This window comes from Thermus caldilimi (genome assembly GCF_004684245.1).
GTDB lineage: Bacteria > Deinococcota > Deinococci > Deinococcales > Thermaceae > Thermus > Thermus caldilimi.
On sequence record NZ_CP038452.1, the window covers coordinates 2,133,375 to 2,158,864 of the forward strand.

At 66.7% G+C, this 25,490-nt stretch carries 27 protein-coding genes, 1 rRNA gene and 4 pseudogenes; 19 read left to right on the forward strand and 13 right to left on the reverse strand.

Going from position 1 to position 25,490, the window contains the following annotated elements:
- Positions 1-7: 7 nt before the first annotated feature.
- The 5 genes from EBI04_RS11300 (at position 8) to EBI04_RS13255 (ending at position 3,901) form a co-directional block, all read left to right on the forward strand.
- The gene (locus EBI04_RS11300; protein ID WP_135257535.1) at positions 8-526 is read left to right on the forward strand and encodes a DUF3341 domain-containing protein; all 519 of its coding nucleotides are present in this window, start codon (positions 8-10) and stop codon (positions 524-526) included.
- Positions 519-1,034, forward strand: a complete 516-nt coding sequence (locus tag EBI04_RS11305; protein ID WP_167481948.1) for a c-type cytochrome — start codon at positions 519-521, stop codon at positions 1,032-1,034. Before EBI04_RS11300 ends, EBI04_RS11305 begins: the two co-directional genes overlap by 8 nt.
- Positions 1,018-2,022, forward strand: a complete 1,005-nt coding sequence (locus EBI04_RS11310) for a hypothetical protein (protein WP_135257536.1) — start codon at positions 1,018-1,020, stop codon at positions 2,020-2,022. The genes EBI04_RS11305 and EBI04_RS11310 overlap by 17 nt, the downstream gene beginning before the upstream one ends.
- Before the next feature lie 122 nt (positions 2,023-2,144).
- Positions 2,145-3,281 carry an NAD(P)/FAD-dependent oxidoreductase gene (locus EBI04_RS11315; RefSeq protein ID WP_135257537.1) on the forward strand — a complete coding sequence of 379 codons (1,137 nt, stop codon included), beginning with the start codon at positions 2,145-2,147 and terminating at the stop codon, positions 3,279-3,281.
- Positions 3,282-3,289: 8 nt separating this feature from the next.
- Complete coding sequence (locus tag EBI04_RS13255; RefSeq protein WP_167481949.1) at positions 3,290-3,901, forward strand: helical membrane plugin domain-containing protein; 612 nt, start codon at positions 3,290-3,292, stop codon at positions 3,899-3,901.
- 63 nt (positions 3,902-3,964) lie between these two features.
- Here the strand turns inward: EBI04_RS13255 and EBI04_RS11325 are convergent, their stop codons facing one another.
- The 3 genes from EBI04_RS11325 to lysJ are packed head-to-tail and all read right to left on the reverse strand — an operon-like array spanning position 3,965 to position 7,856.
- Entirely contained in the window at positions 3,965-5,575 is a 1,611-nt protein-coding gene (locus EBI04_RS11325; protein ID WP_135257538.1) for a GGDEF domain-containing protein, read from the reverse strand.
- Between the two features lie 9 nt (positions 5,576-5,584).
- Positions 5,585-6,673, reverse strand: a complete 1,089-nt coding sequence (locus EBI04_RS11330) for a [LysW]-lysine hydrolase (protein WP_135257539.1) — start codon at positions 6,671-6,673, stop codon at positions 5,585-5,587.
- Between the two features lies 1 nt (position 6,674).
- The gene (lysJ, locus tag EBI04_RS11335; protein ID WP_135257540.1) at positions 6,675-7,856 is read right to left on the reverse strand and encodes a [LysW]-aminoadipate semialdehyde transaminase LysJ; all 1,182 of its coding nucleotides are present in this window, start codon (positions 7,854-7,856) and stop codon (positions 6,675-6,677) included.
- A gap of 137 nt (positions 7,857-7,993) precedes the next feature.
- Here lysJ and folK point away from each other — a divergent pair, with 137 nt between their 5' ends.
- Genes folK through plsX form a run of 4 tightly spaced genes read left to right on the forward strand, consistent with a single transcriptional unit; the run spans position 7,994 to position 10,262 of the window.
- Positions 7,994-8,473 carry a 2-amino-4-hydroxy-6-hydroxymethyldihydropteridine diphosphokinase gene (gene folK / locus EBI04_RS11340; protein WP_135257541.1) on the forward strand — a complete coding sequence of 160 codons (480 nt, stop codon included), beginning with the start codon at positions 7,994-7,996 and terminating at the stop codon, positions 8,471-8,473.
- 42 nt (positions 8,474-8,515) lie between these two features.
- The gene (locus EBI04_RS11345; RefSeq protein ID WP_015716279.1) at positions 8,516-8,893 is read left to right on the forward strand and encodes an RNA-binding protein S1; all 378 of its coding nucleotides are present in this window, start codon (positions 8,516-8,518) and stop codon (positions 8,891-8,893) included.
- Positions 8,894-8,952: 59 nt separating this feature from the next.
- On the forward strand, positions 8,953-9,285 hold the full coding sequence (gene trxA, locus EBI04_RS11350; protein WP_135257542.1) for a thioredoxin: 333 nt from the start codon (positions 8,953-8,955) through the stop codon (positions 9,283-9,285).
- Positions 9,282-10,262 (forward strand): phosphate acyltransferase PlsX, encoded by a 981-nt coding sequence (gene plsX, locus EBI04_RS11355; RefSeq protein ID WP_135257543.1) that lies wholly within the window; start codon positions 9,282-9,284, stop codon positions 10,260-10,262. The genes trxA and plsX overlap by 4 nt, the downstream gene beginning before the upstream one ends.
- On the opposite strand, the gene EBI04_RS11360 is transcribed toward plsX, so the two are convergent.
- Entirely contained in the window at positions 10,251-10,670 is a 420-nt protein-coding gene (locus EBI04_RS11360; RefSeq protein ID WP_135257544.1) for an archease, read from the reverse strand. The two genes, plsX and EBI04_RS11360, sit on opposite strands and share 12 nt — an antisense overlap.
- Positions 10,661-11,362, reverse strand: a complete 702-nt coding sequence (locus EBI04_RS11365; protein WP_167481950.1) for a PIG-L deacetylase family protein — start codon at positions 11,360-11,362, stop codon at positions 10,661-10,663. Before EBI04_RS11365 ends, EBI04_RS11360 begins: the two co-directional genes overlap by 10 nt.
- A 126-nt stretch (positions 11,363-11,488) precedes the next feature.
- Here EBI04_RS11365 and EBI04_RS11370 point away from each other — a divergent pair.
- A 16S ribosomal RNA gene (locus EBI04_RS11370) occupies positions 11,489-13,006 on the forward strand.
- A 136-nt stretch (positions 13,007-13,142) separates the two neighbouring features.
- On the opposite strand, the gene EBI04_RS11375 is transcribed toward EBI04_RS11370, so the two are convergent.
- Complete coding sequence (locus tag EBI04_RS11375) at positions 13,143-14,357, reverse strand: S8 family peptidase (protein WP_135257545.1); 1,215 nt, start codon at positions 14,355-14,357, stop codon at positions 13,143-13,145.
- A gap of 72 nt (positions 14,358-14,429) precedes the next feature.
- On the opposite strand from EBI04_RS11375, the gene pyrF reads away from it, so the two are divergent.
- The 5 genes and pseudogenes from pyrF to EBI04_RS11400 all read left to right on the forward strand — a co-directional run bounded on the left by pyrF (position 14,430) and on the right by EBI04_RS11400 (position 18,382).
- A complete protein-coding gene (gene pyrF, locus EBI04_RS11380; protein ID WP_135257546.1) occupies positions 14,430-15,203 on the forward strand; it encodes an orotidine-5'-phosphate decarboxylase in 774 nt (257 codons plus the stop codon).
- A gap of 5 nt (positions 15,204-15,208) precedes the next feature.
- Positions 15,209-15,759 (forward strand): annotated as a pseudogene (pyrE, locus tag EBI04_RS11385) (orotate phosphoribosyltransferase).
- A gap of 15 nt (positions 15,760-15,774) precedes the next feature.
- Positions 15,775-16,772, forward strand: a pseudogene (locus tag EBI04_RS11390) (hypothetical protein).
- Entirely contained in the window at positions 16,769-17,737 is a 969-nt protein-coding gene (locus EBI04_RS11395) for an NAD(P)H-dependent glycerol-3-phosphate dehydrogenase (RefSeq protein ID WP_135257547.1), read from the forward strand. The pseudogene EBI04_RS11390 and the gene EBI04_RS11395 overlap by 4 nt, the downstream one beginning before the upstream one ends.
- Positions 17,738-17,851: 114 nt before the next feature.
- The gene (locus EBI04_RS11400) at positions 17,852-18,382 is read left to right on the forward strand and encodes a Uma2 family endonuclease (RefSeq protein ID WP_373277609.1); all 531 of its coding nucleotides are present in this window, start codon (positions 17,852-17,854) and stop codon (positions 18,380-18,382) included.
- On the opposite strand, the pseudogene EBI04_RS11405 reads toward EBI04_RS11400, so the two are convergent.
- From EBI04_RS11405 to EBI04_RS14015, 7 genes and pseudogenes are all read right to left on the reverse strand, one after another.
- Positions 18,379-19,088 (reverse strand): annotated as a pseudogene (locus EBI04_RS11405) (alpha/beta fold hydrolase). The gene EBI04_RS11400 and the pseudogene EBI04_RS11405 overlap by 4 nt on opposite strands.
- Positions 19,089-19,292, reverse strand: coding sequence for a hypothetical protein (locus tag EBI04_RS11410; protein WP_015716291.1), 204 nt, complete (start codon positions 19,290-19,292; stop codon positions 19,089-19,091).
- Entirely contained in the window at positions 19,289-19,705 is a 417-nt protein-coding gene (gene sufU / locus EBI04_RS11415; RefSeq protein ID WP_135257549.1) for a Fe-S cluster assembly sulfur transfer protein SufU, read from the reverse strand. Before sufU ends, EBI04_RS11410 begins: the two co-directional genes overlap by 4 nt.
- An 11-nt stretch (positions 19,706-19,716) precedes the next feature.
- Positions 19,717-20,931: a cysteine desulfurase gene (locus EBI04_RS11420; RefSeq protein ID WP_135257550.1), complete on the reverse strand. Its 1,215-nt coding sequence runs from the start codon at positions 20,929-20,931 to the stop codon at positions 19,717-19,719.
- A gap of 15 nt (positions 20,932-20,946) precedes the next feature.
- A complete protein-coding gene (locus EBI04_RS11425) occupies positions 20,947-21,129 on the reverse strand; it encodes a hypothetical protein (RefSeq protein ID WP_373277660.1) in 183 nt (60 codons plus the stop codon).
- A 9-nt stretch (positions 21,130-21,138) separates the two neighbouring features.
- The gene (locus EBI04_RS13635; RefSeq protein ID WP_240695305.1) at positions 21,139-21,330 is read right to left on the reverse strand and encodes a hypothetical protein; all 192 of its coding nucleotides are present in this window, start codon (positions 21,328-21,330) and stop codon (positions 21,139-21,141) included.
- A 46-nt stretch (positions 21,331-21,376) separates the two neighbouring features.
- A pseudogene (locus tag EBI04_RS14015) lies at positions 21,377-21,532 on the reverse strand (hypothetical protein); the annotation flags it as partial.
- A 50-nt stretch (positions 21,533-21,582) separates the two neighbouring features.
- Between EBI04_RS14015 and EBI04_RS11435 the strand changes: the two are divergent.
- The 4 genes from EBI04_RS11435 to EBI04_RS11450 are packed head-to-tail and all read left to right on the forward strand — an operon-like array spanning position 21,583 to position 25,488.
- Positions 21,583-22,908, forward strand: coding sequence for a phytoene desaturase family protein (locus tag EBI04_RS11435; protein ID WP_135257552.1), 1,326 nt, complete (start codon positions 21,583-21,585; stop codon positions 22,906-22,908).
- A 2-nt stretch (positions 22,909-22,910) separates the two neighbouring features.
- The gene (locus EBI04_RS11440) at positions 22,911-23,453 is read left to right on the forward strand and encodes a TetR/AcrR family transcriptional regulator (protein WP_135257553.1); all 543 of its coding nucleotides are present in this window, start codon (positions 22,911-22,913) and stop codon (positions 23,451-23,453) included.
- Positions 23,450-24,022 (forward strand): LolA family protein, encoded by a 573-nt coding sequence (locus EBI04_RS11445; protein ID WP_135257554.1) that lies wholly within the window; start codon positions 23,450-23,452, stop codon positions 24,020-24,022. The genes EBI04_RS11440 and EBI04_RS11445 overlap by 4 nt, the downstream gene beginning before the upstream one ends.
- A complete protein-coding gene (locus EBI04_RS11450; RefSeq protein WP_135257555.1) occupies positions 24,019-25,488 on the forward strand; it encodes an MFS transporter in 1,470 nt (489 codons plus the stop codon). Before EBI04_RS11445 ends, EBI04_RS11450 begins: the two co-directional genes overlap by 4 nt.
- Positions 25,489-25,490: the final 2 nt, after the last annotated feature.

Sequence of the window (25,490 nt, forward strand, 5' to 3'; positions counted from 1 at the left end):
GGGGCCCATGCTGTATGGACTCATGGCCTACTTTGACTCGGCGGAAAGGCTTTTAGAGGCCTTAAGGGTGCTCAAGGGAAGGGGATACCGCCACCTCGAGGCCCTCACCCCTAACCCCGTGGAGGGGATCGAGGAGGTCCTGGGGGGGGATGGGCGTATACCCTGGATCGCCTTCGGCCTAGGGGTTTTGGGGGTAGGCCTGGGGCTTTTCCTCCAGATCTACACCACCCTGGACTATCCCCACAACGCCGGGGGCAAGTCCCTTTTGGGCTGGCCCGCCTTCATCCCCGTGACCTTTGAGCTCACCATCCTCACCATCACCGTGGGAATCTTTCTCTTCCTCCTCTACATGAACGGCCTTCCCCTGGCCGCCCATCCCGCGGTGAAGGCCAAGGAGTACGTGCGGGTCCTTCTGGACGAGTACGGGGTCTTCGTTTACGCCACGGACCCCCGGTTCGACCTGGAGAGCACCAGGGCCCTGCTTCGGGAACTGGGGGCGGAGGTGGAGGAGGTGCGGCGTGACTAGGTGGCTTCTTCTCCTGCTCCCCCTCCTTTCCGCCTGCGGCTGGATGTGGAACCAACCCAAGGTGAAGCCGTTTCGGGAAGCACCCCTCCAGGTCCAGGTAGCCCCGGAACGGGTGCGCTTCGGGGAGAACCTGAACCTGGAGGTGCGCACCGGGCTCAAGCCCGAAGGGGGGTTCGCCGACAATCCCTACGCCTTCACGGACGGGGAGCTTTTGCGGGGCAAGGTCCTCTACCGTTCCTTCTGTGCCATCTGCCACGGGCTGAACGGGGAAGGGGATGGGCGGGTGATCCCCTTGGGGATGCCCAAGCCCCGCTCCTTCCTGGACCCGGCAGTGAAGGCCATGCCCGAGGGCTACTTTTACTTTGCGGCCACCAACGGCTTTGGCCGCATGCTCTCCTACAAAAGCCGTATCCCGGAGAGGGAACGCTGGCTCATCGCCCGCTACATCAAGCGGTGCCTGCAGGAGGAGGCCTGCCCTCTGGAGGTGATCCATGCAGAGGTCTATTGAGGCAAGCCGTTCGGGTTTCCTGTTCCTGGGCCTGGTTCTTTACGCTTTAGCCTTTTTCTTTGGGGCTCCGGCCGCTTACTTTCCCTTCGCCTTCTTCCTTCTCCTTTCCTTGGGGGCGCTTCTGGTGCTCCTCCTGCACAACGCCCTTACGAGCCGCTGGGGCGTGCCCCTGGAGCCTTACCTGTACCCCTTAGCCCGCCTCCTTCCCCTCATGGGGCTTCTGGGCCTGCCCTTCTTCCTCTTCCTGCCGGACCTTTTCCCCTGGGCCCGGCCCGGGGCCGCGTTGGATCCCATTCTGGCCCACCGCTCGGGGTACTTGAACGCCCCTTTCATGCTCCTTCGCTACGTCCTCTTCTTCACCCTCTTTTCCTGGATCCTCCTGAAGCTGAAACCCGGGGAGCACCGGGCGGAGGTGGGGGCCTGGGGGCTGCCCTTGGCCTTTGCCGCCGCCACCTTCCTCACCTATGACCTCTTCATGGCCCTGGAGGCCCATTTCTACTCCGCCTCCTTTGGGGCCATCCTCCTTCTTTCCGCAGCGGTTTTGGCCCTGGCCGTGGCCGTGGCCCTGGCGGCCCGCAGGGGAACGCCCGCCCTCATGGGCCAGGCCCAGAACCACACCAACCTCCTTCTTGCCCTTTCCATCATCTGGATCTACGTGGAGGCCACCACCTTGATCATCATCTGGGGAGGGGACCTGCCCCATGAGGTGGAGTTCTACCTGAAGCGCCTGGAAGGCCCTTGGGGCACGGTGGCCGCCCTGTGGGCGGTGGGGGGGTTCTTCCTGCCCTTCCTTTACCTGCTCACCAACCTGCCCAAGCGGGAGGCCCGGTATCTCCTGCCCGTGGCCCTTTGGATCCCCCTCTTCCGCCTTCTCCACCTGGCCTGGTACGTGCTCCCCGCCCTGGGGCGGGGGGTGGGGATCGGGGAGGTGCTGGGCTTCCTGGGTCTTGGCCTCTTCGTCCTCCAGCGCCTGCGGAACCCCTCCTGAGGATGCTCTAAGCTAGGGATGCCCTTGCCTGCGAGGACGGGGCATTTGCACCTACCTTCACAAAAGGGATGGGTGCATCTTGGACTTAGGGGTACACGGTAAGGGTACCCGGGAGGTGGAAGATGGCGACGAAGGTTCTGGTTCTGGGAGGCGGCTCGGGTGGCCTGGTGGCGGCCAACAAGGTGAAGAGGCTCCTGGGGAGGGAGGTGGAGGTCACCCTGGTGGACAAGAGCGCCTACCACGAGTTCATGCCCGCCTACCCCTGGGTGGCCTTCGGCATGCGGGAGCCTGAGCAGGTGCGTAGGCCCCTGGCCAACCTGGAAAAGCGGGGTATTACCTACCTGCAGGCCACGGTGGAGGCTTTAGACCCCGCCAACAACCGGGTGAAGACCAGCGCCGGGGAGCTTTCCTACGACTACCTGATCGTTTCCCTTGGGGCGGAGGCATTGCCCTCTCCCGCCCAGGATGGCCACGCTCCCTGGAGCCTCGAGGGGGCCTTGAAGCTGAGGGAGGCCCTCAAGAACTTCAGGGGGGGCCGGGTGGTGGTGGGGGTTTCCTCCCCCTACTACCCTTGCCCTCCCGCGCCCTATGAGGTGGCCGGGCAGGTGGAGTTCGCCCTCAAGGTCAAGGGGATCCGGGATAAGAGCACGGTGGAAGTCTTCCACCTAAACCCCCTGCCCCTGGCGGGCATGGGTCCGGTGATCTCGGGGAAGGTTATGGAGATCCTCCGCTCCAAGGGCATCGCCTTCCACGGGGAGTTTGAACCCGTTTCCTTTGAAGGGGGCAAGGTTAAGGCCAAGGACGGGCGGGAGCTTTCTTACGACCTCCTTATCCTCACGCCTCCTTTCGCCCCCAACCGGGTGGTGCGGGAATCCCCCCTGGCGGGGCCCCAGGGCTTCCCCGAGGTGAACAAGATGACCTTCCGCTCCACCCGGTTCGCCAACGTCTTCGTCATCGGGGACACGGTGAACCCCTCCCTCATGCTGCCCCCCGCTGGGGTGGTGGCCCACTTCCAGGGGGAGTACGTGGCCGGGGTCATCGCCTCTGACCTCAAGGGAGCCTATATCGGCGAGCCCTTCAACCCCGTGGCCATGTGCATCATGGACTTCGGGGATAACGCCCTTCTGCCCCAGTGCTCCTTTGAAAAGCTTCTGGCGGGCACGGGGATGCCCTCCTGCGGCGTGATGGCCGTGGGCAAGTGGGTCCGGATCACCAAGATGCTCTTTGAGGGCTTCTGGTTCGCCACCTTGATCGAGTAGGAGGGGCCATGGAGAAGACGTTTACGGTGGAAGAAAGGCTGGCCCGCATAGAGGAGGTCCTGGAGAAGAGCGGCCTCTCCCTCCTGGCCCAGGTGGGGGCCGGGGAGACCCTGGCGGAGAACCTGGGCCTCCTCATGGAGCCCAAGAACCTGCAGCTGGTTTCCCTGCTGGCCCGCTTCCTGGATCAGGCGGAGGCCTTGGAGCGGCTGGCGGATACCCTGGAGAAGCTGGAACAATCCGGGGCCTTGGCCTTTTTAGGCCACCTCTCCGAGAACTTCGGGGAGGGCTTGGGGATGCTCATGGAGCCCCAGGTGCTCAGGCTTTTCTCCCACGGGGCCAATGTTCTGGACATCCTTTCCCGGATAGAGCCCGCCGCCATCGGCATGATGGCCTCGGCCTTGCAACGGGGCCTGGGAGAGACCTTTACCCCCGAGGTGATGCGGGATCCACCCCGGGTGGGCTTGGCGGGGATTCTGAAGCAGCTTTCCGACCCGGAGGTGCAGAAGGCCCTGGGGGTGCTTTTCCTCCTTCTCAAGGCCCTGGGCAAGGCCTTCGGACACCTGAACGAGGACATGAAGGCCCTGGAAGGCCTCATGGCCAAGATGATGCCCAAGAAGTAAGGACAAAGTGGGCATCGGTCGGCTCCTTGGGGTCCCCCTTGCGGCGCAAGCCGCAAGGGGGTGTTAGGCCAGGGTCACCCGGTCCCGGCCCGCTTCCTTAGCCCGCAGGAGGGCGTAATCGGCCTTGAGGATCCAATCCTCCAGCTGGGTTTTCCCTTCCGGCACCTCCCCCCCAGCGACCCCTGCAGAGAGGGTGAGTGGGTAAGGGATGGGTTCTACCCTTTCCCCGCGGAAGCGCTGGCGGATGCGCTCCACCACCTCCTTGGCCGCCTCGCGGTCGGCTCCGTAAAGGAGAAGCAGGAACTCTTCCCCACCATAGCGCACCGCCAGGTCCTCCCGGCGCACGCTGGCCAGGAGGATGCGGCCTAGGAGCCTGAGCACCTCGTCCCCCACGGGGTGGCCGTAGGTGTCGTTCACCCGCTTGAACCGGTCGATGTCCAGCATGACCACGCTCACCGGGGCCTGGTAGCGCCGGGCCAGGGCCAGGAGCTTGGGGAGCTCCGCCTCGAGGCCCCTGCGGTTCAAAAGCCCGGTGAGGGGATCCGTGAGGGCCAGGGTGCCCCACTCCACCTGGCGCAGGACTTGCCGGATCCGCTCCCCCAGGAGGGAGAGGAAGCCGGGGGGCACGGATTCCTCCAAAGGACTTTGCAGGTAGAGGTAGGCGGTGTCCCCGTTTAAGGGGATGGCCAGGGAATGGGGGGTGCGCTCCCCCACCAGGCCCCGCCTTCCCCGCACCTCCAGGCCCACGGCCTGGGGCAGGAGGTGGCGGGTGGCTTCGAGGGCCCCCATCAGCACGGCTTCCGGGCTTAGGGTCTGGGTCACCCGGGGGGAAAGGCGGGCGAGCTCCTCCAAAAAGCGGGTCCAGCGGAGCCTTTTTTCCTCCGTGCGGCGCCACCCCAGGTGGTTGGCGTAAAGGAGGCCCAGGCTTCCCACCAACCCTCCGTAGAGGGCCATGACCCACACCCCCCACGGGGTGGGATCGTTGAGGAGAAGGGCGGGCATCAGGAAAAGCCCCCCCAGGGCCAGGGCCTGTCCCAGGAAGGGGGTCTTTTCCGACATTTCCTCCATCACCCCAAGGGCCAGGAGGAGGTAGCCCAAGGTCCAGAGGAGGTGGACAGGGTGGCCGGTGGGGTAGGTTCCTTCCGCCTTCAGGAAGGCGTAGGCCATGTCCACCACCAGGAAGAGGAGAAGCCCCACTCCCCAGAGGGCCCGTCCCCCCAGAAGGCGTTCCCGGAACAGGGTTTCCAGCCTGGGCAGAAGGAGAAGGAGGAGGAGGGCATCCCACACGGTGCAGATCCGGTCTATGCCCAGTTCCGGCTTCAAAGCAGAGGCCAGGCCCAAAAGGGCCAGGGGCACCAGAAGGAGGCTTAGCCGGGGTTTCTCCCCCGGGATCTTGAGAAGAGCCCAGGTTAAGGCGGCATAGCCCACCAGGTAGGGAAACTCCAGGTACAGGCCCCGGGGTAGGCTCTTCAGATCCTCCAGGGTCCAAGCCAGGTCCCCTAGGCCAAGGAAAAGAAGCCCTAGGCCCCAGGATTCCTGCCGGTGCCTGAGAAGGAAAACCCCCCCTCCCAGGGCCACCAAGGGGGTGAGGAAGCGCTCGCTCCAGGGGGCGGTGGGGGGGAATAGACCAAGGAATAAAAGGAGAGCAAGAAGCCCTAACCCATAGGCGGCCACGGCCCCAGTTTAGCCCAAGGCTGGTTCAGGCGGGTGCGCTTTGGCCAGGGCCTCGAGGGCTTCCCTAAGCGCCTCTATCCCTTTCAGGAACTCTTCCACCTCTATGTGCTCGTGGGGGGTGTGGTCCAGGGTGGAGTCCCCGGGGCCGTAGGCCACCATGGGTACCTTCCAGTGGGGGGCCAGGACGTTCATGTCGCTGGTCCCGGTCTTCAGCTTGAAGACGGGTTTTCCCCCAGCCTTGCGAATCCCTTGCCTTAGGGCCCGGGTAAGGGGGGTGTCCTTGGGGCCCAGGTAGGGTACTTCCCGGCCGAAGAACTCCAGCTCAATGGTGGGGGGGGCGTAGGCGCTGAGGTGGCGGATGGCCTCCTCCGGAGGGAGTCTCGGGGGGAGGCGCAGGTCGAAGAACAGCTCCGCCACCTGCTTGAGCTCTGCGGGCTGGATACGGAAATCCCTTAGGGTGTACTGCACCTGGTCAAAGGCCTTTTGCCCCACGTTCATGGCCTCCGCCCAGGCCTTGATGGCCACGAAGTAGCTGATGAGCTCCTCCGCCGCGTTGGGCTCGTGGTAAGCGGAGTGGAAGTTGTCCTTTTCCCGCCTGGCCTTCACCAGAAGCCTTCCCTTGTAGCCCAGGGTGATGCCCTCCCAGCCCGAGGGTTCCCCGATGATGACGTAGTGGGGCTTGAGCCTGGGGGCCACGAAGCGGGCCCCCTTGGAGCTAGGGGCCTCCTCCTCCGTGGCCCCCACCAGGTGCACGGTGAGGTGTTCCCTTGCTTCCTCGGAAAGCCCGGCGGCGGCGAGGATCATGGCCACAAAGGGGCCCTTGGCGTCCACCGCTCCCCGGCCGAAGAGCTTGCTGCCCTCCAGCCTGACGGGCACCACCCCGGGCACGGTGTCGATGTGCCCCAGGAGGACCACCTGGATGGGGCCAAGGCCCACCTGGCCCCGGGCGTTGTCCGCCTCGTCCACGAAGGCCTTGAGGCCCAGCGCCTCCATTCCCTCCGCCAGATACTCCGCCACCAGGCGCTCCTGCCCTGAAGGGGAGGGGATCTCCAGGGCCCCTTTGAGGAACTCAACGGGGTCCAAGGCGTTTGCGCTCATGTCATTGGGTTAGCACCGCCCGCACCGCCTCCACCACCCGTTCCAGGTCGGCCTTCTCAATCACCAAGGGAGGCAGGAAGCGGATCACCGTGGGTCCGGCTTGCAGGGTGAGCACCCGGTGTTCCTTCTCCAGGCGCTCGATGTAGGGGGCGGCCTTTTCCTTGAGCTCGAGGCCCACCATGAGCCCAAGCCCCCGCACCTCGCGGATCTTGGGGGAGGGGATCTCCCTCAGCTTTTCCATGAACCAGGGGCCGAGCTCGGCGGCCCTCTCCCATAGCCGGGTGCGCTCCAGGTAGCGCAGGGCAGCCACTCCGGCGGCCATGGCCAGGGGGTTCCCCCCGAAGGTGGTGCCGTGGCCCCCCTTGGGCATGCTTTTCGCCACTTCCTCCCGCATCACCGCCGCCCCGATGGGCACCCCACCTCCAAGGGCTTTGGCCAGGGTGAGGATGTCGGGCACCACCCCGTAGTGCTCAAAGGCGAAGCGCCTGCCCGTGCGCCCCATGCCGGTCTGGATCTCGTCCAGGATCAGCAGGGCCCCTTTTTCCCGGGTAACCTCCCGGGCAGCCTCCAGAAACTCCTGGGTGGCGGGGCGCACCCCTCCTTCCCCTTGCACGGGCTCGAGGATCACCGCTGCGGTTTCCTCGTCCACCGCCTTCCTCAGGGCCTCCACATCGTTAAAGGGGATGAACTCCACGGGGCCCAAGAGGGGCAGGAAGGGTTCCCGGTACTTGGGCTCCCAGGTGACGGAAAGGCTTCCCAGGGTGCGCCCGGAGAAGCCCCGCATGGCGGCCACCAGCTTGCGCCTTCCCGTGTGGGCCCAGGCGAACTTGATGGCCGCCTCGTTGGCCTCGGTGCCGGAGTTGGTGGGGAAAACCCGATTGAGCTCGGGGGGAAGGAGGCTTACCAGGGTGCGGTAGAACTCCCCCCGGGTGGGGGTGGGCAGGGTCTGGGGCATGGAGAGGAGGGTTTCCGCCTGCTTCTTGATGGCCTCCACCACCTCGGGGTTGGCATGGCCCAGGTTGGCCACCCCGTAGCCCCCCACGCAGTCGAGGTACTCGTGGCCCTCGGCATCCCAGACCCGAGCCCCCTGCCCCCGTACCAGAAGGAGGTCGTGCTTGGTGTAGACCCCGGAGTCCAGGGCCTTCTCCGCCTCCAAAAGCGCCCGCCAGTCTTCCTTGACCATGCTCCCTCCCAAAAAAAAGCCCCCGGGCGGGCCCGGGAAGCCAGGCTTCCCAGGCCCCATCAGGTTTTGCCCCGGGCGGCCATCTCCCCTTCAGGGTAGGGGGGCGGGACCACCTTGTCAACGGATAGACTGGGGAGGTGCTGGCCTATGTGGGCTTGGGTTCCAACCTGGGGGACCGGGCGGGCTACCTCCTGCAGGCCCTTTCCCTCCTTTCCCGGCTCCCCGAGACTCGGTTTTTGCGCCTTTCCCCCGTGTACGAAACCGAGCCCGTGGGCCCACCCCAACCCCCCTACCTGAACCTGGTGGCGGAGGTGGACACGGGGCTCTCCCCACGGGCTTTCCTGGAGGGCCTCCTGGGGATAGAGCAAAGCCTGGGGCGGGAGCGGAAGGAGCGCTGGGGCCCGAGGACCATAGACCTGGACCTCCTGCTCTACGGGGACCTGGTCCTGAAGGAAGTGGGCCTCGAGGTGCCCCATCCCAGGCTCCACCAGCGGGCCTTCGTCCTGGTGCCCCTCTGCGACCTTGTCCCGGAAGGGCACCACCCGGTGCTCGGGCGCACCTTTGCCGAGCTCCTCGCCCCCCTGGACCGAAAGGGGGTGCGCCCCTTTGTGCTATAGTGGGGGCATCGCGGATCCAAGCCGCGCAAAGGGAGAAGGAAAGTGGAGCTAGAAGCAGGAAGTGTGGTAGAGGGCCGCGTGGTGCGGGTTACGGATTTTGGTGCCTTCGTGGAGCTCCCGGGGGGCGAGCAAGGCCTGGTGCACATCTCCCAGATCGCCCACGAGTTTGTGAGGAACGTGCGGGACTTCCTCAACGAGGGGGATATCGTCCAGGTGATGGTGAAGGGCCGGGACGCCAAGGGGCGCTTGGACCTTTCCATCAAGGACCTCACCCCCGCCCCGGAAGGGGCTCCGCCCCCCAGGCCCCGGCGCCTGCCCAAGCAGTCCCCCGAGTTTGAGAACAAGCTCAAAAGCTTCCTCCGGGGCACCGGGGGTTTCGGCGGCAAGGGGGGCAAGAAGGGCGGCAAGAAAAAGCGTTAACCCCAAAGGGTTCCCCCGGGGGTGTATGCTCCCGGGGTTTTGCTTTAAAGTGGTGGGGTATGGCGAAGCCCGTAGAGGTTACCGACGCCAACTTTGACCAGACCCTAGGCGGACACCCCTTGGTCCTGGTGGACTTCTGGGCGGAGTGGTGCGCCCCGTGCCGCATGATTGCGCCCATCCTGGAGGAGCTGGCCAGGGAGTACGAGGGGAAGCTCTTGGTGGCCAAGCTGGACGTGGACGAAAACCCCAAGACGGCCATGCGCTATCGGGTCATGAGCATTCCCACGGTGATCCTCTTCAAGAACGGCCAGCCCGTGGAGGTCCTGGTGGGGGCCCAGCCCAAGCGCAACTTTGAGGCCAAGATCCAGAAGCACCTGCCCCCCAGCGCATGAGAATTGCCCTGGATGCCATGGGGGGGGACCGGGCCCCCGAGGTCACGGTCCAGGGTGCCCTCTTGGCGGCCCATGAGGGGGTGGAGGTCCTCCTGGTGGGGGAGGAGTCCCGTTTGCAGGAGGAGCTCGCCCGCCACCGCGCCTCCCTCCCCATCCACCACGCCCCCGACTGGATCCGCATGGCGGAGCACGCCACCGAGGTGAGGAAGCGCCGGGAAAGCTCCATCATGGTGGCCATGGACCTCCTGAAGCGGGGCGAGGTGGGGGCGGTGGTGTCCATGGGCCACACCGGGGCCACCATGGCCGCGGCCCTCTTTACTCTGGGGCGGGTCAAGGGGGTGGAAAGACCTGCCCTCTTGGTGGAGTTCCCCAGCCAAAGGGGACGCACCTTCCTCCTGGACGGGGGGGCCAACGCCGACTGCCGCCCTTCCTTTTTGGTGCAGTTCGCCGCCATGGGCCTGGCCTACGCCGAGGCCAGCGGCCTTAAGGACCCTAAGGTGGGCCTCCTTTCCATCGGGGAGGAGGAGGGGAAGGGCAACGCCCTGGTGCTGGAAGCCTATCCCCTCCTGAAGGCCGCGTTGGGGGAGCGTTTTTACGGGAATGTGGAGGGGCGGGACATTTTCTTGGGTACCGCGGAGGTGGTGGTCACCGACGGCTTCACCGGAAATGTGGCGCTGAAGCTCGCCGAGGGGGAGGCCAAGGTGCTCCTCGGCTGGATCAAGGAGGCCCTCACCTCCAGTCCCTGGGCCAAGCTGGGGGCGCTTCTGGCCAAGGGGGCCCTGCGCAAGGTAAGGGAACGGGTGGACCCCGCCCAGTACGGGGCCATGCCCCTTCTGGGGGTGGAGGGAGCGGTCTTCATCGGCCACGGCTCCGCGGATGCCCTGGCGGTCAAAAACGCCCTCCTCCGGGCCAAGCGCCTGGTGGAAGGGGGCCTTATGGATCGGGTGCGGGGCGCTTTGGCCGCCCTACACGTCTAGGATCACCTGGGCCTTCCATACCCCGTTTTCCCGGCTCACCTGCAGGCCGTGGAAGGTGGCGCTTTTCACCTCCCCCTGGAAGCCAAACCTTTCCTGGAAAGGCTCCCCCCAGAGGGTGGCGGAAAGGCGGTAGCCTCTGGCCTCCCTGTGCACCCGTACCCGCGCCCTCCCGGGCACGAAGCCTTTGGTTTGAATCAGGTAGATGAGCTCATTCAGGAAGCGCACTAGGAGGGTTTCCAAGTCCTCCGCCTCCAGGGAAAGGCGCCTGCGCCGGCTTCCCCCTTCTGGGGGAAAGAGGAACATCACCTGGAGAAGCCCTTTCAGGGCGGCTTGGAAGAGACCCTCGAGGCTTTCCGCCTCCAGAAGGAAGCCCACGTCGGCGGTGTGGTCAAGAGGCTTCACCACCATGGCCCCTCCTGGGTGCCTTTCGTTCCGGGTAGGTGGAAGGTTTCCGTCCAGAGCCTTTCTGGATGCCTTTCCATGAAATCCAGCAGGGACAGGGCCTGGGTCCGGTGCTGGGCCAGGGCCTTGAGCTTTCGGGCTAGGGCCCATTCGGGCAGGCGCAGGCGGTGGGTCACGGGCCAGGGGCCTTCGGGCCGCACAAAGTACACCACCTGGCCTAGGCCCTCCGCCGCCCTGGTGGCGTAGCGGCTTGCCGCCACGTGGTCGGGGTGGCCGTTGATGCCGTCAGGGGGAAAGGTGAGGACATAGCGGGGCCTTTGGGCAAGAAGCCTTTCCCGGATGGCCGCTTCCGCCTCGGGATGGTCAAGGAGGCCTTTTCCCGAGGCTAGGCCGCGGGGCCCCTTCGCTGCCTCTTTAGGGCCCTCGTGCCCCAAGGGAGCCGCCTGGGGTAGGGCGTTGGGGAAGGAGAGGACCTCGAGGAAGTCCACCTCCAGGATCTCCGCTGCCCGCTCAAGCTCTCGGGTCCGCACCCGGGGCAGTTCCTCAGGGAGGCAAAGCCCCAGGGTTCTCCCGGCCTCCCCTCGGGTGAGGGTGAGGATTCCCGTCCTGAGGCCAGCCCTTTTGGCAATAAGAAGTACCCCACCGGCACCAAAGCTCTCGTCGTCGGGATGGGGGACCACCACCAAGAGGTCCAGCATGCCCCCATCTTGACAGAAATGCCCCCACCTGGTACATTCGATGTTGCGCCGGTTGGACCGGCGGGGGATCTTGAAAGCGCAGGAACAGGGCAAGGCACGAAATTCAACGCCTTCGGGCGTTAATTTTAGTTGGAGAGTTTGATCCTGGCTCAGGGTGAACGCTGGCGGCGTGCCTAAGACATGCAAGTCGAGCGGGCCGTGGGTTTGCTCACGGCCAGCGGCGGACGGGTGAGTAACGCGTGGGTGACCTACCTGGAAGAGGCGGACAACCTGGGGAAACCCAGGCTAATCCGCCATGTGGTCCTGTTCTGTGGGGCAGGACTAAAGGGGCGACCTGCTTCCGGATGGGCCCGCGTCCCATCAGCTAGTTGGTGGGGTAAGAGCCCACCAAGGCGACGACGGGTAGCCGGTCTGAGAGGATGGCCGGCCACAGGGGCACTGAGACACGGGCCCCACTCCTACGGGAGGCAGCAGTTAGGAATATTCCGCAATGGACGGAAGTCTGACGGAGCGACGCCGCTTGGAGGAGGAAGCCCTTCGGGGTGTAAACTCCTGAACTGGGGGCGAAAGCCCTGTGTAGGGGGATGACGGTACCCAGGTAATAGCGCCGGCCAACTCCGTGCCAGCAGCCGCGGTAATACGGAGGGCGCGAGCGTTACCCGGATTTACTGGGCGTAAAGGGCGTGTAGGCGGTTTGGGGCGTCCCATGTGAAAGGCCACGGCTCAACTGTGGAGGAGCGTGGGATACGCTCAAGCTAGAGGGTGGGAGAGGGTGGTGGAATTCCCGGAGTAGCGGTGAAATGCGCAGATACCGGGAGGAACGCCGATGGCGAAGGCAGCCACCTGGTCCATTTCTGACGCTGAGGCGCGAGAGCGTGGGGAGCAAACCGGATTAGATACCCGGGTAGTCCACGCCCTAAACGATGCGCGCTAGGTCTTTGGGGTATACCTGAGGGCCGAAGCCAACGCGATAAGCGCGCCGCCTGGGGAGTACGGCCGCAAGGCTGAAACTCAAAGGAATTGACGGGGGCCCGCACAAGCGGTGGAGCATGTGGTTTAATTCGAAGCAACGCGAAGAACCTTACCAGGCCTTGACATGCTAGGGAACCTAGGTGAAAGCCTGGGGTGCCCTGTGAGGGGAGCCTTAGCGCAGGTGCTGCATGGCCGTCGTCAGCTCGTGTCGTGAGATGTTGGGTTAAGTCCCGCAACGAGCGCAACCCCTGCCCTTAGTTGCCAGCGGGTTAGGCCGGGCACTCTAAGGGGACTGCCTGCGAAAGCGGGAGGAAGGCGGGGACGACGTCTGGTCATCATGGCCCTTACGGCCTGGGCGACACACGTGCTACAATGCCTACTACAGAGCGATGCGACCCAGTGATGGGGGGCGAATCGCGGAAAGGTGGGCGTAGTTCGGATTGGGGTCTGCAACCCGACCCCATGAAGCCGGAATCGCTAGTAATCGCGGATCAGCCATGCCGCGGTGAATACGTTCCCGGGCCTTGTACACACCGCCCGTCACGCCATGGGAGCGGGTTCTACCCGAAGTCGCTGGGAGCCATAGGGCAGGCGCCGAGGGTAGGGCTCGTGACTGGGGCGAAGTCGTAACAAGGTAGCTGTACCGGAAGGTGCGGCTGGATCACCTCCTTTCTAAGGAGCATGAAGCCCGTTCCTGCGCTTTCAAGACCCCGCGGTCCAAGCCGGTGCAACCCCCTACGGGGGGTTTTCTTTTTTTCCAGGAAAAAAACCGGCCCCCGCCCTAAGGCGGGGGGTTTTCGGGGAGAGGCTAGAATCCCCTCACGTTCAGGAAGGGCTCGGGGTGCGGATTCCCCGAGGTGTTTTGCCAGCTGGCGGTGCTTTCGGCGTTCTGGAGAAGGGCCTGCTTCACCTGGGCCGGGGTGTAGTTGGGGTAGCGGGAAAGCACCAAGGCGGCGGCCCCGGCCACATGGGGGCTGGCCATGGAGGTGCCGCTGATGGTGTTGTAGCTGGTGGTGGAGGAGTTCCAGGTGGAGAGGATGGAAACCCCGGGGGCGGCGAGGTCCACATCGGGGCCGTAGTTGGACCAGGAGGGCCAGTCGTCCTGGCTGTTGGTGGCGCTTACGGTGATGACCTCGTCGTAAGCGGCGGGGGTGTGGTTGGCGGCGTTGTCGCCCTCGTTGCCGGCGGCCACCACCACGGTGATCCGGTAGTCGCACACCGCCTTCTGGATGACGTTGTGGAAGGCGTTGGTGGAGCGGGTGCTGGGGCAGTACTGGCCATCCTGGTCGTCGGTGCCGCTTCCCCCAAGGCTCATGTTGATCACCTTGGGCTTGCCCCCGTTGTTGTGGCCGATCACCCAGTTGATGCCCTGGACGATACCGCTGGTGGAGCCGGACCCTGAGCCGGAGAGAACCTTCACTGCCCATAGCTCGGCGACGGGGGCCACCCCCAAGACGCCCACGCTGTTGTTCACCGCGGCCACCGTGCCCGCCACATGGGTGCCGTGGCCGTTGTCATCGTCGTAGGCCGTGCGGCACTTACCCCGGCACTTCACCACCGCATACCCCCCCATCAGGTTGGTGAGGTCCTCATGCCCCACCTTGATGCCGGTGTCCACCACGTACACGGAAACGTTGGCTCCTTTGGCGGTGGTGGTGGGGGCGCCGATGCGGTCCACCCCCCAGGGGATGGTCTGGGCGTAGGCTTTCACCTCCTGATCCGGGGTCAGGGCGTAGACCCTGGGGTCCTGGGCCAGGCGCTGGGCCTGGGCGGGGGTGAGGTTGCGGAGAATGACGGCCCCCAGGGCCTCGAGGCGGTCCTCCACGGGGATGGAAAGGCCGTGGGCCCTTTCCAAAACGGCAAGGCGTTCGGAGAAACGAGCGGGAAGCGTGGGCGAGGCCGTGGGCTCCAGGATGGCGATGTAGGTCTGGCCCGCTTCTCTAAGGGCCTGGGGTTGCACCGTGGCCTGCTGCTGGCAGGCGGCCAGAACCAGAAGGCTTAAAGCCAGGATGAGCTTCTTCATACTCCCTCCTTGCGGTACGCTGGCAACTCTATGCCCCGAGGCCTGGGGTTGTCAAGGCCTATAGTGGAAGGCATGGACTTTCTCCTGGCCCTTTCCCGCCCCCCTTTGGTCCTCGGGGTGGATCCCAGGCCCGAGCTTCACGGGCGTGAGCCCGTTGCCCACTTGAAGCGGTACACGGTGGAGCTTCTCGAGGCCCTGGCTCCCAGATTGGCTGCGGTTAAGTTCCAGCTGGCCTTCTTTGAGGTCCTGGGCCCGGAGGGGCTCGGGCTTCTTTTTGAGCTGGCCAGCGCCGCACGGGTCATGGGCCTGCCCGTGATCTTTGACGGGAAGCGGGGGGATATCGGTTCCACCGCCGAGGCTTACGCCCGAGCCTACCTCCTGCGCTTTCCCGGAAGCGCCCTCACCGTGAACCCCTACCTGGGCCTGGATACCCTTACGCCCTTCTTCCAGGCGGCCAGGCAAAGCCAGGGGGCGGTCTTCGTCCTGGTCAAGACCTCAAACCCAGGATCAGGGTTTTTGCAGGATCTTCTGGTGGAGGGAAGGCCCCTTTACCTCCACCTGGCGGAGGCCCTGGCCCGGGAGGGGGAGGGATACCGGGAAGGGGAGTGGAGCCGCGTTGGCATGGTGGTGGGGGCCACCTACCCGGAGGTGGTCTTGACGGTGCGGGAACAGGCTCCCCACGCTCCCTTCCTCCTCCCCGGCGTAGGGGCCCAAGGGGGAAGGCCCTTGAAGGGCCCTGGCCTTTTGAACACCGCAAGCCGCGCCCTTTTCTATCCGGGGGGCAGGCCGGATCTGGAGGGAGCCTTGCAGGCGGCGGAGGACTTCCATAGGGCTTTGGTAGAGTAGGGGGGATGGATGTCCTGGAGCTCTACCGCAGGACGGGGGCCCTTCTGGAAGGGCACTTCCTCCTGCGCTCGGGGTTGCACTCGCCCATCTTCCTGCAGTCCGCTGCCCTCCTGCAGCACCCCCTCTACGCGGAGGCGGTGGGGGAGGCCCTGGGCAAGCTATTTGAAGACGAGAAGGTGGATTTCGTCATCGGCCCGGCCCTAGGGGGGTGGTGCTCTCCTTCGTGGTGGCCAAGGCCCTGGGGGCCCGGGCCCTCTTCGCCGAGAAGGATGGGCAAGGGGGCATGACCCTGCGCCGGGGCCTCACCGTGAACCCGGGGGAGCGCTTTTTGGCGGTGGAGGACGTGGTGACCACGGGGGAAAGCGTGCGCAAGGCCATTCGGGCAGCGGAGGCCAGGGGAGGGGTTTTGGTGGGCGTGGGGGCCATCGTGGACCGGAGCGGGGGAAAGGCGGCCTTTGGGGTGCCCTTCCGGGCCCTCCTGAAGCTGGAGGTGCCCCAGTACTTCCCAGAGGCTTGCCCCTTGTGCCGGGAGGGGCTGCCCTTGGAGGAGGTTTGAGCGGTGAGGGCCTGGATGGCGCTTTGGGGACTCACCTTCCTCCTCGCCTGGGCCCAAGGGGCCCCGGAGGAGACGGCGCGGCGGGCGGTGGAGGGCTGGCTTAGGGGGGAGCTTTCCCCAAGGCTAGAGGAGGTTTTTAGGGCCCCTCCTGAAGAAGCCTCCAGGCTTCTGGAGCGCTACGCCCTTTTCCCCCCGCCTCCCAGAGGGCTTTCCGTGAACCTGGATAGCCCCCGGGTGGAGGGGAACCGGGTTCTCTTCCCCGCAGCCGTGGGAGAGGAGGTGGGGGAGGTGGTGGTGGTCCTGGAGGGGGGGAGGCCAAGCGGGTTTACTTCCGCCCTGAGGGGCTTGCCCTGCCCGGCTACCTCCTCACCCCTCTGGCGGGGTGGGGGTTCTTGCTCTTGAGCCTCTTTTGGCTCTTCCTCCTCTTCCAGCCCTCCCCCTTCCGGGCTTGGCTTCTGGAGGCTCTGGCCCTGATTCGGGTCCACCGGGGGCTTTACCTCTTCACCAACCTTCTCCTCTACGGCCTCTTCGCCCTGGGGGCCCTCTTGGCCTACGGGATGCCGGAGCTCGCCCAGGCCCTCCAGGCCCTCTTCGGGGGGGCCCTCGAGGCCATCGGCTTGGAAGGGGCGGTGGAGAAGGGCGTTCTGGTCCTCGCCGGGGTCATCTTCCACTGGAACTTCAGCCAGGGCCTCTTCCTCACCGGGTTGCTGCCCGCCCTCCTCCTGGGGGTTCCAGTCCTCCTCCTGAACGCTGGGCGCTACTTTGTCTTCGGCTTCGCCCTGTCCCCGGCGCTTCTAGGCACCGCCTTCTTGGTTCACCTCCCCACCCTTCTCCTGGAGCTCCAGGCCTACATCCTGGTCACCTTCGGGGGGCTTGTGCTCCTGGCCAAGACGGCGGGAGGGGAGGGGTATAGGAAGGGGCTTAGGGCCTTGCTCCTCACCTTCTACCTGGGGGCTCTATTTCTGCTTTTGGCGGCCTGGTATGAGGCCTGGGAGGTGCGCTTCCTGCTATGAAGGTGGCCATCCTGGGCGCTGGGGCCTGGGGCACCGCCCTTGGGGTGCTCCTGGCCTCCAAGGGCATACCCACGGCCCTCCTGGCCCGTAGGAAGGAGCAGGCGGAGGCCCTGCGGGCCATGCGGGAAAACCGGGACTACCTGCCCGGGGTGGCCCTCCCCGCTTACCTTTACCCCACCGCCGACCCGGAGGAGGCCTTGGAGGGAGTGGAGCTGGTCGTGGTGGCCCTGCCCTCCAAGGCCCTGGAGGACACCTTAAGGGCTCTGCCCCAGGCCCCGTGGTACCTTTCCGCCACCAAGGGGCTTTTCTTCAAGGAGGGAAGGCTTCACACCCCCAGCGAGGTGCTGGAGGCCTTGACCGGCAGGCCCGTGGCTGCCCTTTCCGGCCCCAACCACGCGGAGGAGGTGGCCCGCTTTCTCCCCACGGCCAGCGTGGCGGCGGGTCCCTTGGAGCTGGCCAAAAGGGTGCAGGCGCTTTTCTCCGGGCCCACCTTCCGGGTCTACACCAGCCAAGACCGGCGGGGGGTGGAGCTGGGTGGGGCCCTCAAGAACGTCCTGGCCCTGGCGGCGGGGATGGTGGACGGGCTTCGCCTGGGGGATAATGCCAAGGCGGCCCTGCTCACCCGGGGCCTGAGGGAGATGGTGCGCTTCGGCACCGCCCTGGGGGGGGAGGAGGCCACCTTCTACGGGCTTTCCGGCCTGGGCGACCTCCTGGCCACCGCCTACAGCCTCCACTCCCGCAACCGCGGGGCGGGGGAGAGGTTGGTGCGGGGGGAGGCCCTGGAGCGCCTCGAGGACCGGGGGGTGGTGGAGGGGCTTTATGCGGTCAAAGCCCTCATGGCCTGGCGGGAGCGGGCGGGGCTTGAGCTTCCCATCGCCGAGGCGGTGTACCGGGTGGTCTACGAGGGGCTGGATCCCTTGAAGGCCCTTTCCTCCCTCATGGCCCGGGAGCCCAAGGCGGAATAGCCGGCTTGGACCGCCCTGCCTGGCCTTGGGACCCTGGAAAATCTCTTTCGCAAGCCTCCTTTTTGGCCTGGTCAAAGGGCGGGGCTGGCGAGAAACCGTAGAATGGAATTGGGAATGTTAGCCCCCAAGCTTCCTAAAGCTCTGGAAGCCTACCTGGAGGAGGAGGCCCAGTCCTCGGTGAAGCGGGAGTACTTGCGGGGGCGCCTTTACGCCATGGCGGGGGCCAGCGCCCTCCATAACCGGGTGGCCCTCAACATCGCCGCCCGGTTTCTGGAGGCGGCCAGGCCCAGGGGGTGCCGGGTGTACATGAGCGACATGAAGCTTCGGATCCGGGATGAAGCCGTCTACTACCCCGACGTGATGGTGGTGTGCCAACCCGGGCCTCCCCACCCTTACTACGAGGAGGCTCCTTGCGCCGTGGTGGAGGTTCTTTCGCCCGCCACCGAGGTTCAGGACCGCCGGGAAAAACGGGCCCTTTATGAAACCCTGGACAGCTTGGAGGTCTACCTTCTGGTGGACCCCGAGGCCCGCCGCTTCACCCTCTACCGCAGGACCCCTGAGGGCTTTGCGGAGGAGGAAGGGGAAGAGGCCTTGATCCCCTGCCTGGACCTCGTGTTGCGGGCCGAGGAGGCCTTTCGCCTTTAGAGCACCTCGGCCAAAAAGCCCAGAAGGGCCGTGCGGAAGGCCTTGGGGTTTTCCAGGTTGGCCAGGTGCCCGGCCTCGGGAAGGATGAGCAGGCGGGCGTCGGGCAGGGCCCTGGCCATTCGCTTGGCCTCCTCCGGGGGGTTAGGGTGTCCTCCTCCCCCACCAGGACCAGGGCCGGGCGGCGCATCCCAGGGAGAAGGGGGGTGGAGTCGGGGCGCTCCGCCAGGGCCAGGAGGCTATGCGCCACCGCCTCGGGGCTGGCCTCCAGGATGAGGGCTTTGGCCCTCGCCACCACCTCGGGCTTCTCCTCCCGGGTGGTCTTGCCCAGGTGGCTTGGGAGAAGGGCCTCGGGGAGGAAGCCCACCCCTTCCGCCAGAACCCTTTCCTTTAGGGCATGGCGGTTCTTCCGGCCCTCCTCGGTGTCGGCTCCCGCGCGGGTATCCGCCAGCACCAGGCCCAGGAAGCGCTCGGGGGCCCTGCGCCAAAGTTCAAAGATGAGGTAGCCCCCCATGGAAAGCCCCACGAAGACGGCCTCCTCGAGGCCCGCCTCATCCATCTCCCCCAGCACCTTATCCGCTGCCTGGGAAAGGGATAGCCCTAGGTAATGGGGGGCCAGGACGGGAAGCCGCCCCCGAAAGTAGCCCATCTCCTCCTCCCACATCCGGGGGTTGTAGGGGAAAGCGTGCAGAAACACCACGCCTCGCATCTAGGCCTCCTTCACCGGTTCCCCCTCGAGGCCTAAAGCCTTGAGCCGGGCGATGAGGCTTGGGTCCTCCACCACCACATAGTTGCGCCCATCCTGGCTCTCCGCCCTAAGGAGCCCAGCCTTGGCAGCCTCCTTCCAGGCCTCCATGAGGTCGGGGTACTGGACCAGCAAGGGGGTCACCTTGTGGGCGGGGTAACGCCTCACCTTAAGGCCTCCTCGAGGGCGTGCCAGGCCAAGGTGGCGCACTTCACCCGCGCCGGGAGCTTGGCCACCCCCTGGAGGGCCAGGAGGTCCCCCAGGGCGGGGTCCGGGGGGGCTCCCTCCACCACCATGGCCTGGAACTTCCGGGAAAGCTCCAAAGCCTCCGCCACCTTCTTCCCCTTCACCAGCTCGGTCATGAGGGAGGCGCTGGCGGTGCTGATGGCGCACCCTTGACCCTGGAAGCGGATGTCGGCGATAGTGTCCCCTTCCAGGCGCACCATCACCTCCACCTGGTCCCCGCAGGAGGGGTTCATGCCCCCCGCCACCTTGGTGGCCCCGGGCAGGGGGCCGAAGTTCTTGGGGTTTTGATAGTGCTTGAGGAGGATCTCCCGGTAGAGCTCGTCAAGGACGCTCATGGATTCCCCCATTATAGCCAGGCCCGGTACTTTCCGTGGATGCGGAGAAGGGCCTCCACGAAGCGGTCCACCTCCTCAAAGGTGTTGTAGAGATAAAAGCTCGCCCGGGCCGTAGCCGCCAGGCCCAGCCTGCGGTGCAAGGGCTGGGCGCAGTGGTGCCCGGCCCTGACCGCAATCCCCTCCCCGTCCAGGAGGGTGGCCAGGTCGTGGGCGTGAAGCCGCCCCAGGGTGAAGGGGATGACCCCGCCCCGGTCCGGTCCCCTGGGCCCATAGACCTCGAGGCCCGGCACCTCCTCAAGCCGCTTTAGGGCGTAATCCAAAAGGGCCCGGTCGTGGGCGAACACCCGCTCCATGCCGATCTCCATGAGGTATTGGGCCGCCTCCCCCAGGGCGATGGCCTCGGCGATGGGGGGGGTGCCGGCTTCAAAGCGCTGGGGAGGGGGGGCGTAGGTGGAGCGGTCCACATAGACCTCGCGGATCATCTCCCCACCCCCCAGGAAAGGCATCATCCCCTCTAGGGCCTCGTAACGCCCCCAAAGCGCCCCGGCCCCCGTAGGCCCCAGCATCTTGTGTCCGGAGAGGGCGAAGAAGTCCGCTCCCAGGGCCTTCATGTCCACGGGCAGGTGGGGGGCGCTTTGCGCCCCGTCCACCACCACCAGGGCCCCAGTCTCCTTCGCCTTTTTGGCGATCTCCGCCACGGGGTTGATGGTGCCTAAGACGTTGGACATGTGCACCACGGAGACCACCTTGACCCTTTCCGTGAGGAGGGTATCCAGGGCGGAAAGGTCCAAGCGGCCCTCCTCGGTGAGGGGGATGGCCTTGATGCGGGCCCCCGTTAGCCCCGCCACCAGGTGCCAGGGCACGAGCCCTGCGTGGTGCTCCATCTCCGTGACCAGGATCTCATCCCCTTCCTTGAGGTTCCGTAGGCCCCAGGCGTAGGCCACCAGGTTCAGGGCCTCGGTGGTGTTGCGCACAAAGACGATCTCCCGTTCCTCCGCCCCCAGGAAGCGGGCCAGGCGGCGCCGGGCCTCCTCATAGGCCTCGGTGGCGGCCACGGAAAGGCGGTAGGCCCCCCGGTGGACGTTGGCGTTGAGTTCCCGGTAGTAGCGCTCCAGGGCTTCCAGAACCCGCCTGGGCTTCTGGCTGGTGGCGGCGGAGTCCAGGTAGACCAGATCCGGCCGCCCTGTGATCAAGGGAAAGTCCTCCCTTAGGGTGGTGAAGTCCATGCCTCCAGTCTAGTCCTAGGCGCCCAGGCGTGCCCGCCTTAAGAGAAGGACGTTGAAGGCCACCACCACGGTGGAGAGGCTCATGAAGAGGGCTCCGAGGGCCGGCGGGAAGAGGAGACCGAAGGGGTAGGCTACGCCCGCAGCCAGGGGCAGGGCGATGGCGTTGTACCCCGTGGCCCCGGTGAACAGGACCTCCATGCCCCTAGCCTAGGGGCTTGCCCCCGGAGGAAGGGTGGCCGGGGAGGGGGTTTCCCAACAGGACCACCCCCTCCCGGGCTGCCTCCCCCACCCCCCGATCTCCCCTTGCCGGGCTGCCCCTTCCTCGGGGGTGAGGGCCACGTACTCCACGTGGCGGAGGGGAAGGGCGCGGTGGAGGAGAAGCCTTTCCAGGTAGTCCATGTCCCGAGGCCGGGGAAACCACCAGGAGGTCCCAGTCGCTTTCCAGTAAGGCCTCCCCCCGGGCCCGGGAACCAAAGAGGAGGGCCAGGGTGATGGGCAGGGGGGCCTGGGCCAGGGGCTCTTGAAGAGACACCTGGGCTGGGGTCAGGTCCTTGCGGGCCTGCGCCAGGAGCCCTTCCGCCTCGAGCCGCATCCTACCCATCTTAGCCTGGGCCAAGGTCGGCCCGTTCCCCTCCGGATACCCTGGGTCCCGTGCGCGCGGTGGTGGTGGGGGCGGGGATCGGGGGGCTGGTGGCGGCCAGGCTCCTGCAAAGGGCGGGCCTGGAGGTGGTGGTCCTCGAGGCCCACACCTACCCCGGGGGCCTGGCGGGAGACTTCTGGCACCGGGGCTTCCGCTTCCCCGTGGAGCCCTACCCCGAGGGCTTCCCCCTCCTGGAGGTCCTCCTCCCCAGGGGGAGGCTCCTCCGCCCCGTGGGGCGGGATAGGGAGCGGGAGGCGCAAGGGGAGTTCTTCGGACCCCAGGTCCTCCCCTTCTGGCGCTGGCAGGGGGAGCGGGCGGAAAGGCTCAAGGCCCTGGCCCCCCGCCTTCCCTGGCCCCCGGAGGGGGAGGAGCTCGCCGCCCTTTTCCGCCTCCTCCCCGGGCTGTTTCCCCTCCTCCCCGACCTCTTCCGGCGGGTCTCCCGCCTGGCCCCCCCGGACTCCGATTTCCGCCTATTCCTCCAGGCCCAGCTCCTCATCGCCGCCCAGACGGAGGACCCCTACGCCCTCTACGCCGCCCTGGCCCTGGACCTGCCCCACCTGGGCCCCGTGCGGGTGCCGGGCGGGGTGGGGGCCCTGGCCCGGGCCCTGGCGGAAGGCCTCGAGGTGCGCTACCGGGCCCGGGCCACCCGGCTCCTCCTCCGGGGAGGGCGGGCCCACAGGGTGGAGGTGGCCTACGGGGGGAGGAGGCGGGGGGAGAAGGAGGTGCTCCGGGGGGACTTCTTCCTCCTCAACGTGCCCCCGGAGCACCTCCTCGGCCTCCCCGAGCGCGTTCCCAAGGACGCCTGGGGGGCTTTTGCCCTCTACGGGGTCCTGCCCTTCCGGGCGGCGCCCCCCTACTACCGGCAAAACGCCCGGGAGCGGCCCTTCGCCTTCCTCTCCCTCTTCCCGGAAGGGGAGAGAACCCTTTTCTCCCTCTCCCTCCACACCCCCCTGGCCCTCTGGGAGGACCTCGAGGGGGAGGCGTACCGGGCCCTCAAGGCCCGCTGGCAGGAGCGGGCCCTGGCCTTGGGGGAGGCGCTTCTCCCGGGCCTTAGGGAGGTGGAGCCCCTCTTCGCCGCCACCCCCCGCACCTACCGCCGCTTTGCGGGGCGGGCCTGGGTGGGGGGCTACCCCCAGACCCATCCTTTCCGCTTCCCCCGGGTGCGCCTCCTGGCCAACGTCCTCCGGGTGGGGGAGGGGGTCTTCCCGGGGCAGAGCCTGCCCGCGGCGGCCCTTTCCGGCCTGCGGGCGGCGCGCCTCCTCCTCCGGGCCCTGGGCCTGGGGGGCGAATGTGAGCTGGCTCCTGGTGCATCTCCCGGGGAACCTACCTACTGGTAGGTATGGACACCCGATCCCGGATCCTCCAGGCGGCCCGCCGGGCCTTCGCCGAACGGGGCTACGCCGCCACCCGCCTGGACGATCTGGCGGCGGAACTCGGGCTTACCAAGGGGGCCTTTTACCATCATTTTCCCAGCAAGCGGGCCCTTTTGGAGGCCCTTCTGGAAGACTCCCGCACTCGCGCGCAAGCGGCCCTGCAGGCACCTGGAAGCCTGGAGGAGCGCCTCCTCCGCTACGCCCTGGCTTACCGGGAGGGGGTGGAGCCCCTGGCGGCCCTGGCCACTGCTCACGGGGGGCGGGGAGGGGAGGAGGAGGCCCGCTTCCTGGCCCAGGAGGCCATGCGTCGGGAAATGGCCCACCTGGATGCCTTCTTCGAGGACCTGTATCCCGGGCAGGGGCGTTCCCTGGCGGCCCTCTTCAGCTCCCTGGTCCACGGAGCCCACATGCTGGAGAGGCACGTGGGCGGTTACCGTGCGGAGGAACTCTTGCGGGACTGGGTCCGGGTGTTTGTGAAAGGTCTGCCAAAAAGGGAGGGAGAGGTATGAGGAAGCTTTTGGCGCTCGCGGCGACGTTGGGTCTAGCCTTGGCCTTGAGCCCAGAGGAGGTGTGGCAGGCCCTACAGGTTCATGCCAAGGTGGCGGGCTATCTGGCCCAGGTTCGCCAAGGCCCGGTGGTGTATCAGGTGGCCTTCCGGCGCCCATGGGTGCGGATCGACTGGCTGGAGGGGCCGGACTACCTGAAGGGAAGCGCCCTCATCTCCGACGGCCAGCGGGCCTGGAGCCGTGCCCCTAAGGGGCCTTGGCAGGAAACCAAGGCCACGCCTCCCGATGATCCCCTCCAGCTCCTCTTCACCGGCTTCCCGGAGGTACAGCGGGACTACGCGGTACAGGACCCCAAGGAGGAAGGGGGCCTCTGGCGCTTCCTCTTGGTCAAGAAGACCCCCCCCAAGGACGACCGCCAGCCCGCGGCCTGGCGCATCGCCGTGAACCCTAAAGGGCACCTTCCCTTCCGTTATGAGGTCCTCTCCCCCTCGGGCAAGGTGCTGGCCCAAGCGGAGTACCTCAAGCTGGACCCCACCCCTCCGCCCCAGAGCCTCTTTGAGGTGAAGCCATGAGCGGCAGGCTCCTCCTGGCCCTCATGCTGGGCGTTTTCATGGGCGCCCTGGACAACGCCATCCTGGCCCCGGCCCTCCCTGCCATCGCCCAGGACCTGGGCACCGGGGTGGACCGGATCACCCTGGCCTTCTCCATCTACTCGGTGTTCTACGCGGTGGCCGTGCCTATCCTGGGAAGGCTTTCCGACCTCTTGGGCTACGGCCGGGTATATGGGGTGTCCATGGCCCTCTTCGCGGGGGGGAGCGCGCTGGCGGCCCTTTCCCAGAGCCTGGAGATGCTGGTGGCCGCCAGGGTGGTCCAGGCGGTGGGCGCGGGCGGGCTCTTCCCCGTGGCCCAGGCCATCGTGGGGGTGGTGGCCCCGGAGAAGCAGCGCGGGGCTTACCTGGGGCAGATCCTGGGGGTTTTCGCCCTGGGCAACGTCCTGGGCCCCAACCTGGGTGGGTTCATCGTGGAGCGGGCCACCTGGCACTGGGTCTTCTGGATCAACGTGCCCATCGGCTTTCTGGGGGTCCTCCTCCTCTCCGGGGCCGCCCTGCCCCGCCCCGCCGGGCGGGCCCCGCTGGACCTGGGGGGTGGGGTTCTGGTGGCCCTCACCTTTGGCAGCTTGGTGTTGGCCATCCAGGGCTTAGAGCGGCTGGACGAGCTGGGTTTCTTCTCCCTTCGCATCGGCGGGCTTTTCCTCCTGGCCTTGCTCTCGGGCTTGGCCCTTCTCCTCTACGAGCGGCGCCACCCGGCTCCCCTCCTGGACGTGCGCCTGGCCATGGCACCGGCCTTCTTGCCCCTCTGGCTCGTGTCCACCCTGGTGGGCTACGCCCTCTTGGGGGGTATCGTCTTCGCTCCCCTCTATGGCCAGGTGGCCTTCTATCTCTCCCCCTTCGCCTCGGGGGCTATCCTGAACGCCCTGGCCCTGGCCCTGGGGGCGGTGAGCGGGGCCGCGGGGGCCCTGGTGGGCCGGGTGGGGGGCAAGCGTCTGGTGGTGCTGGGGATGGGCCTCACCGCCTTGGGCCTCTTTGTGATGGCCTACCTGGCAAACGCCCTCTGGCTTCTCCTTCTCGGGCTCTTCCTCCTGGGCACGGGGCTGGGTTTGGTGCAAGGGCCCCTTTCCTACCTGGCCCTGGGCCTGGCCCCCGCGGGGAGCCAGGGCCAGGTGTCCAGCCTGGTGTCCCTTACCCGTAGCCTGGGGGCGGCGGCGGGGATCACCGTTTCCGGGGTCCTCCTCTCCCGGGGGAGCCGGGAGCTGGCCGCCCTGAGCGCGGGGAGCCCGGTGGGGTTCTCGGGGGGGACCGGGAACCTGGCCGAGGCCCCGGCCTTTGTGAAAAGCCTCCTGCAGAACACCCTAGGGGTAGGCGTTCTGGAGGGTTGGCGGCTGGCCTTCTTGGCCGCCCTCCTGGGCTTTTTGGCTGCGTTCTGGTTGAAGGAGAGGGCCCGGGGGGCTCCTGGGGGCAGGCCCGAGCCGGTGGGTTAGGG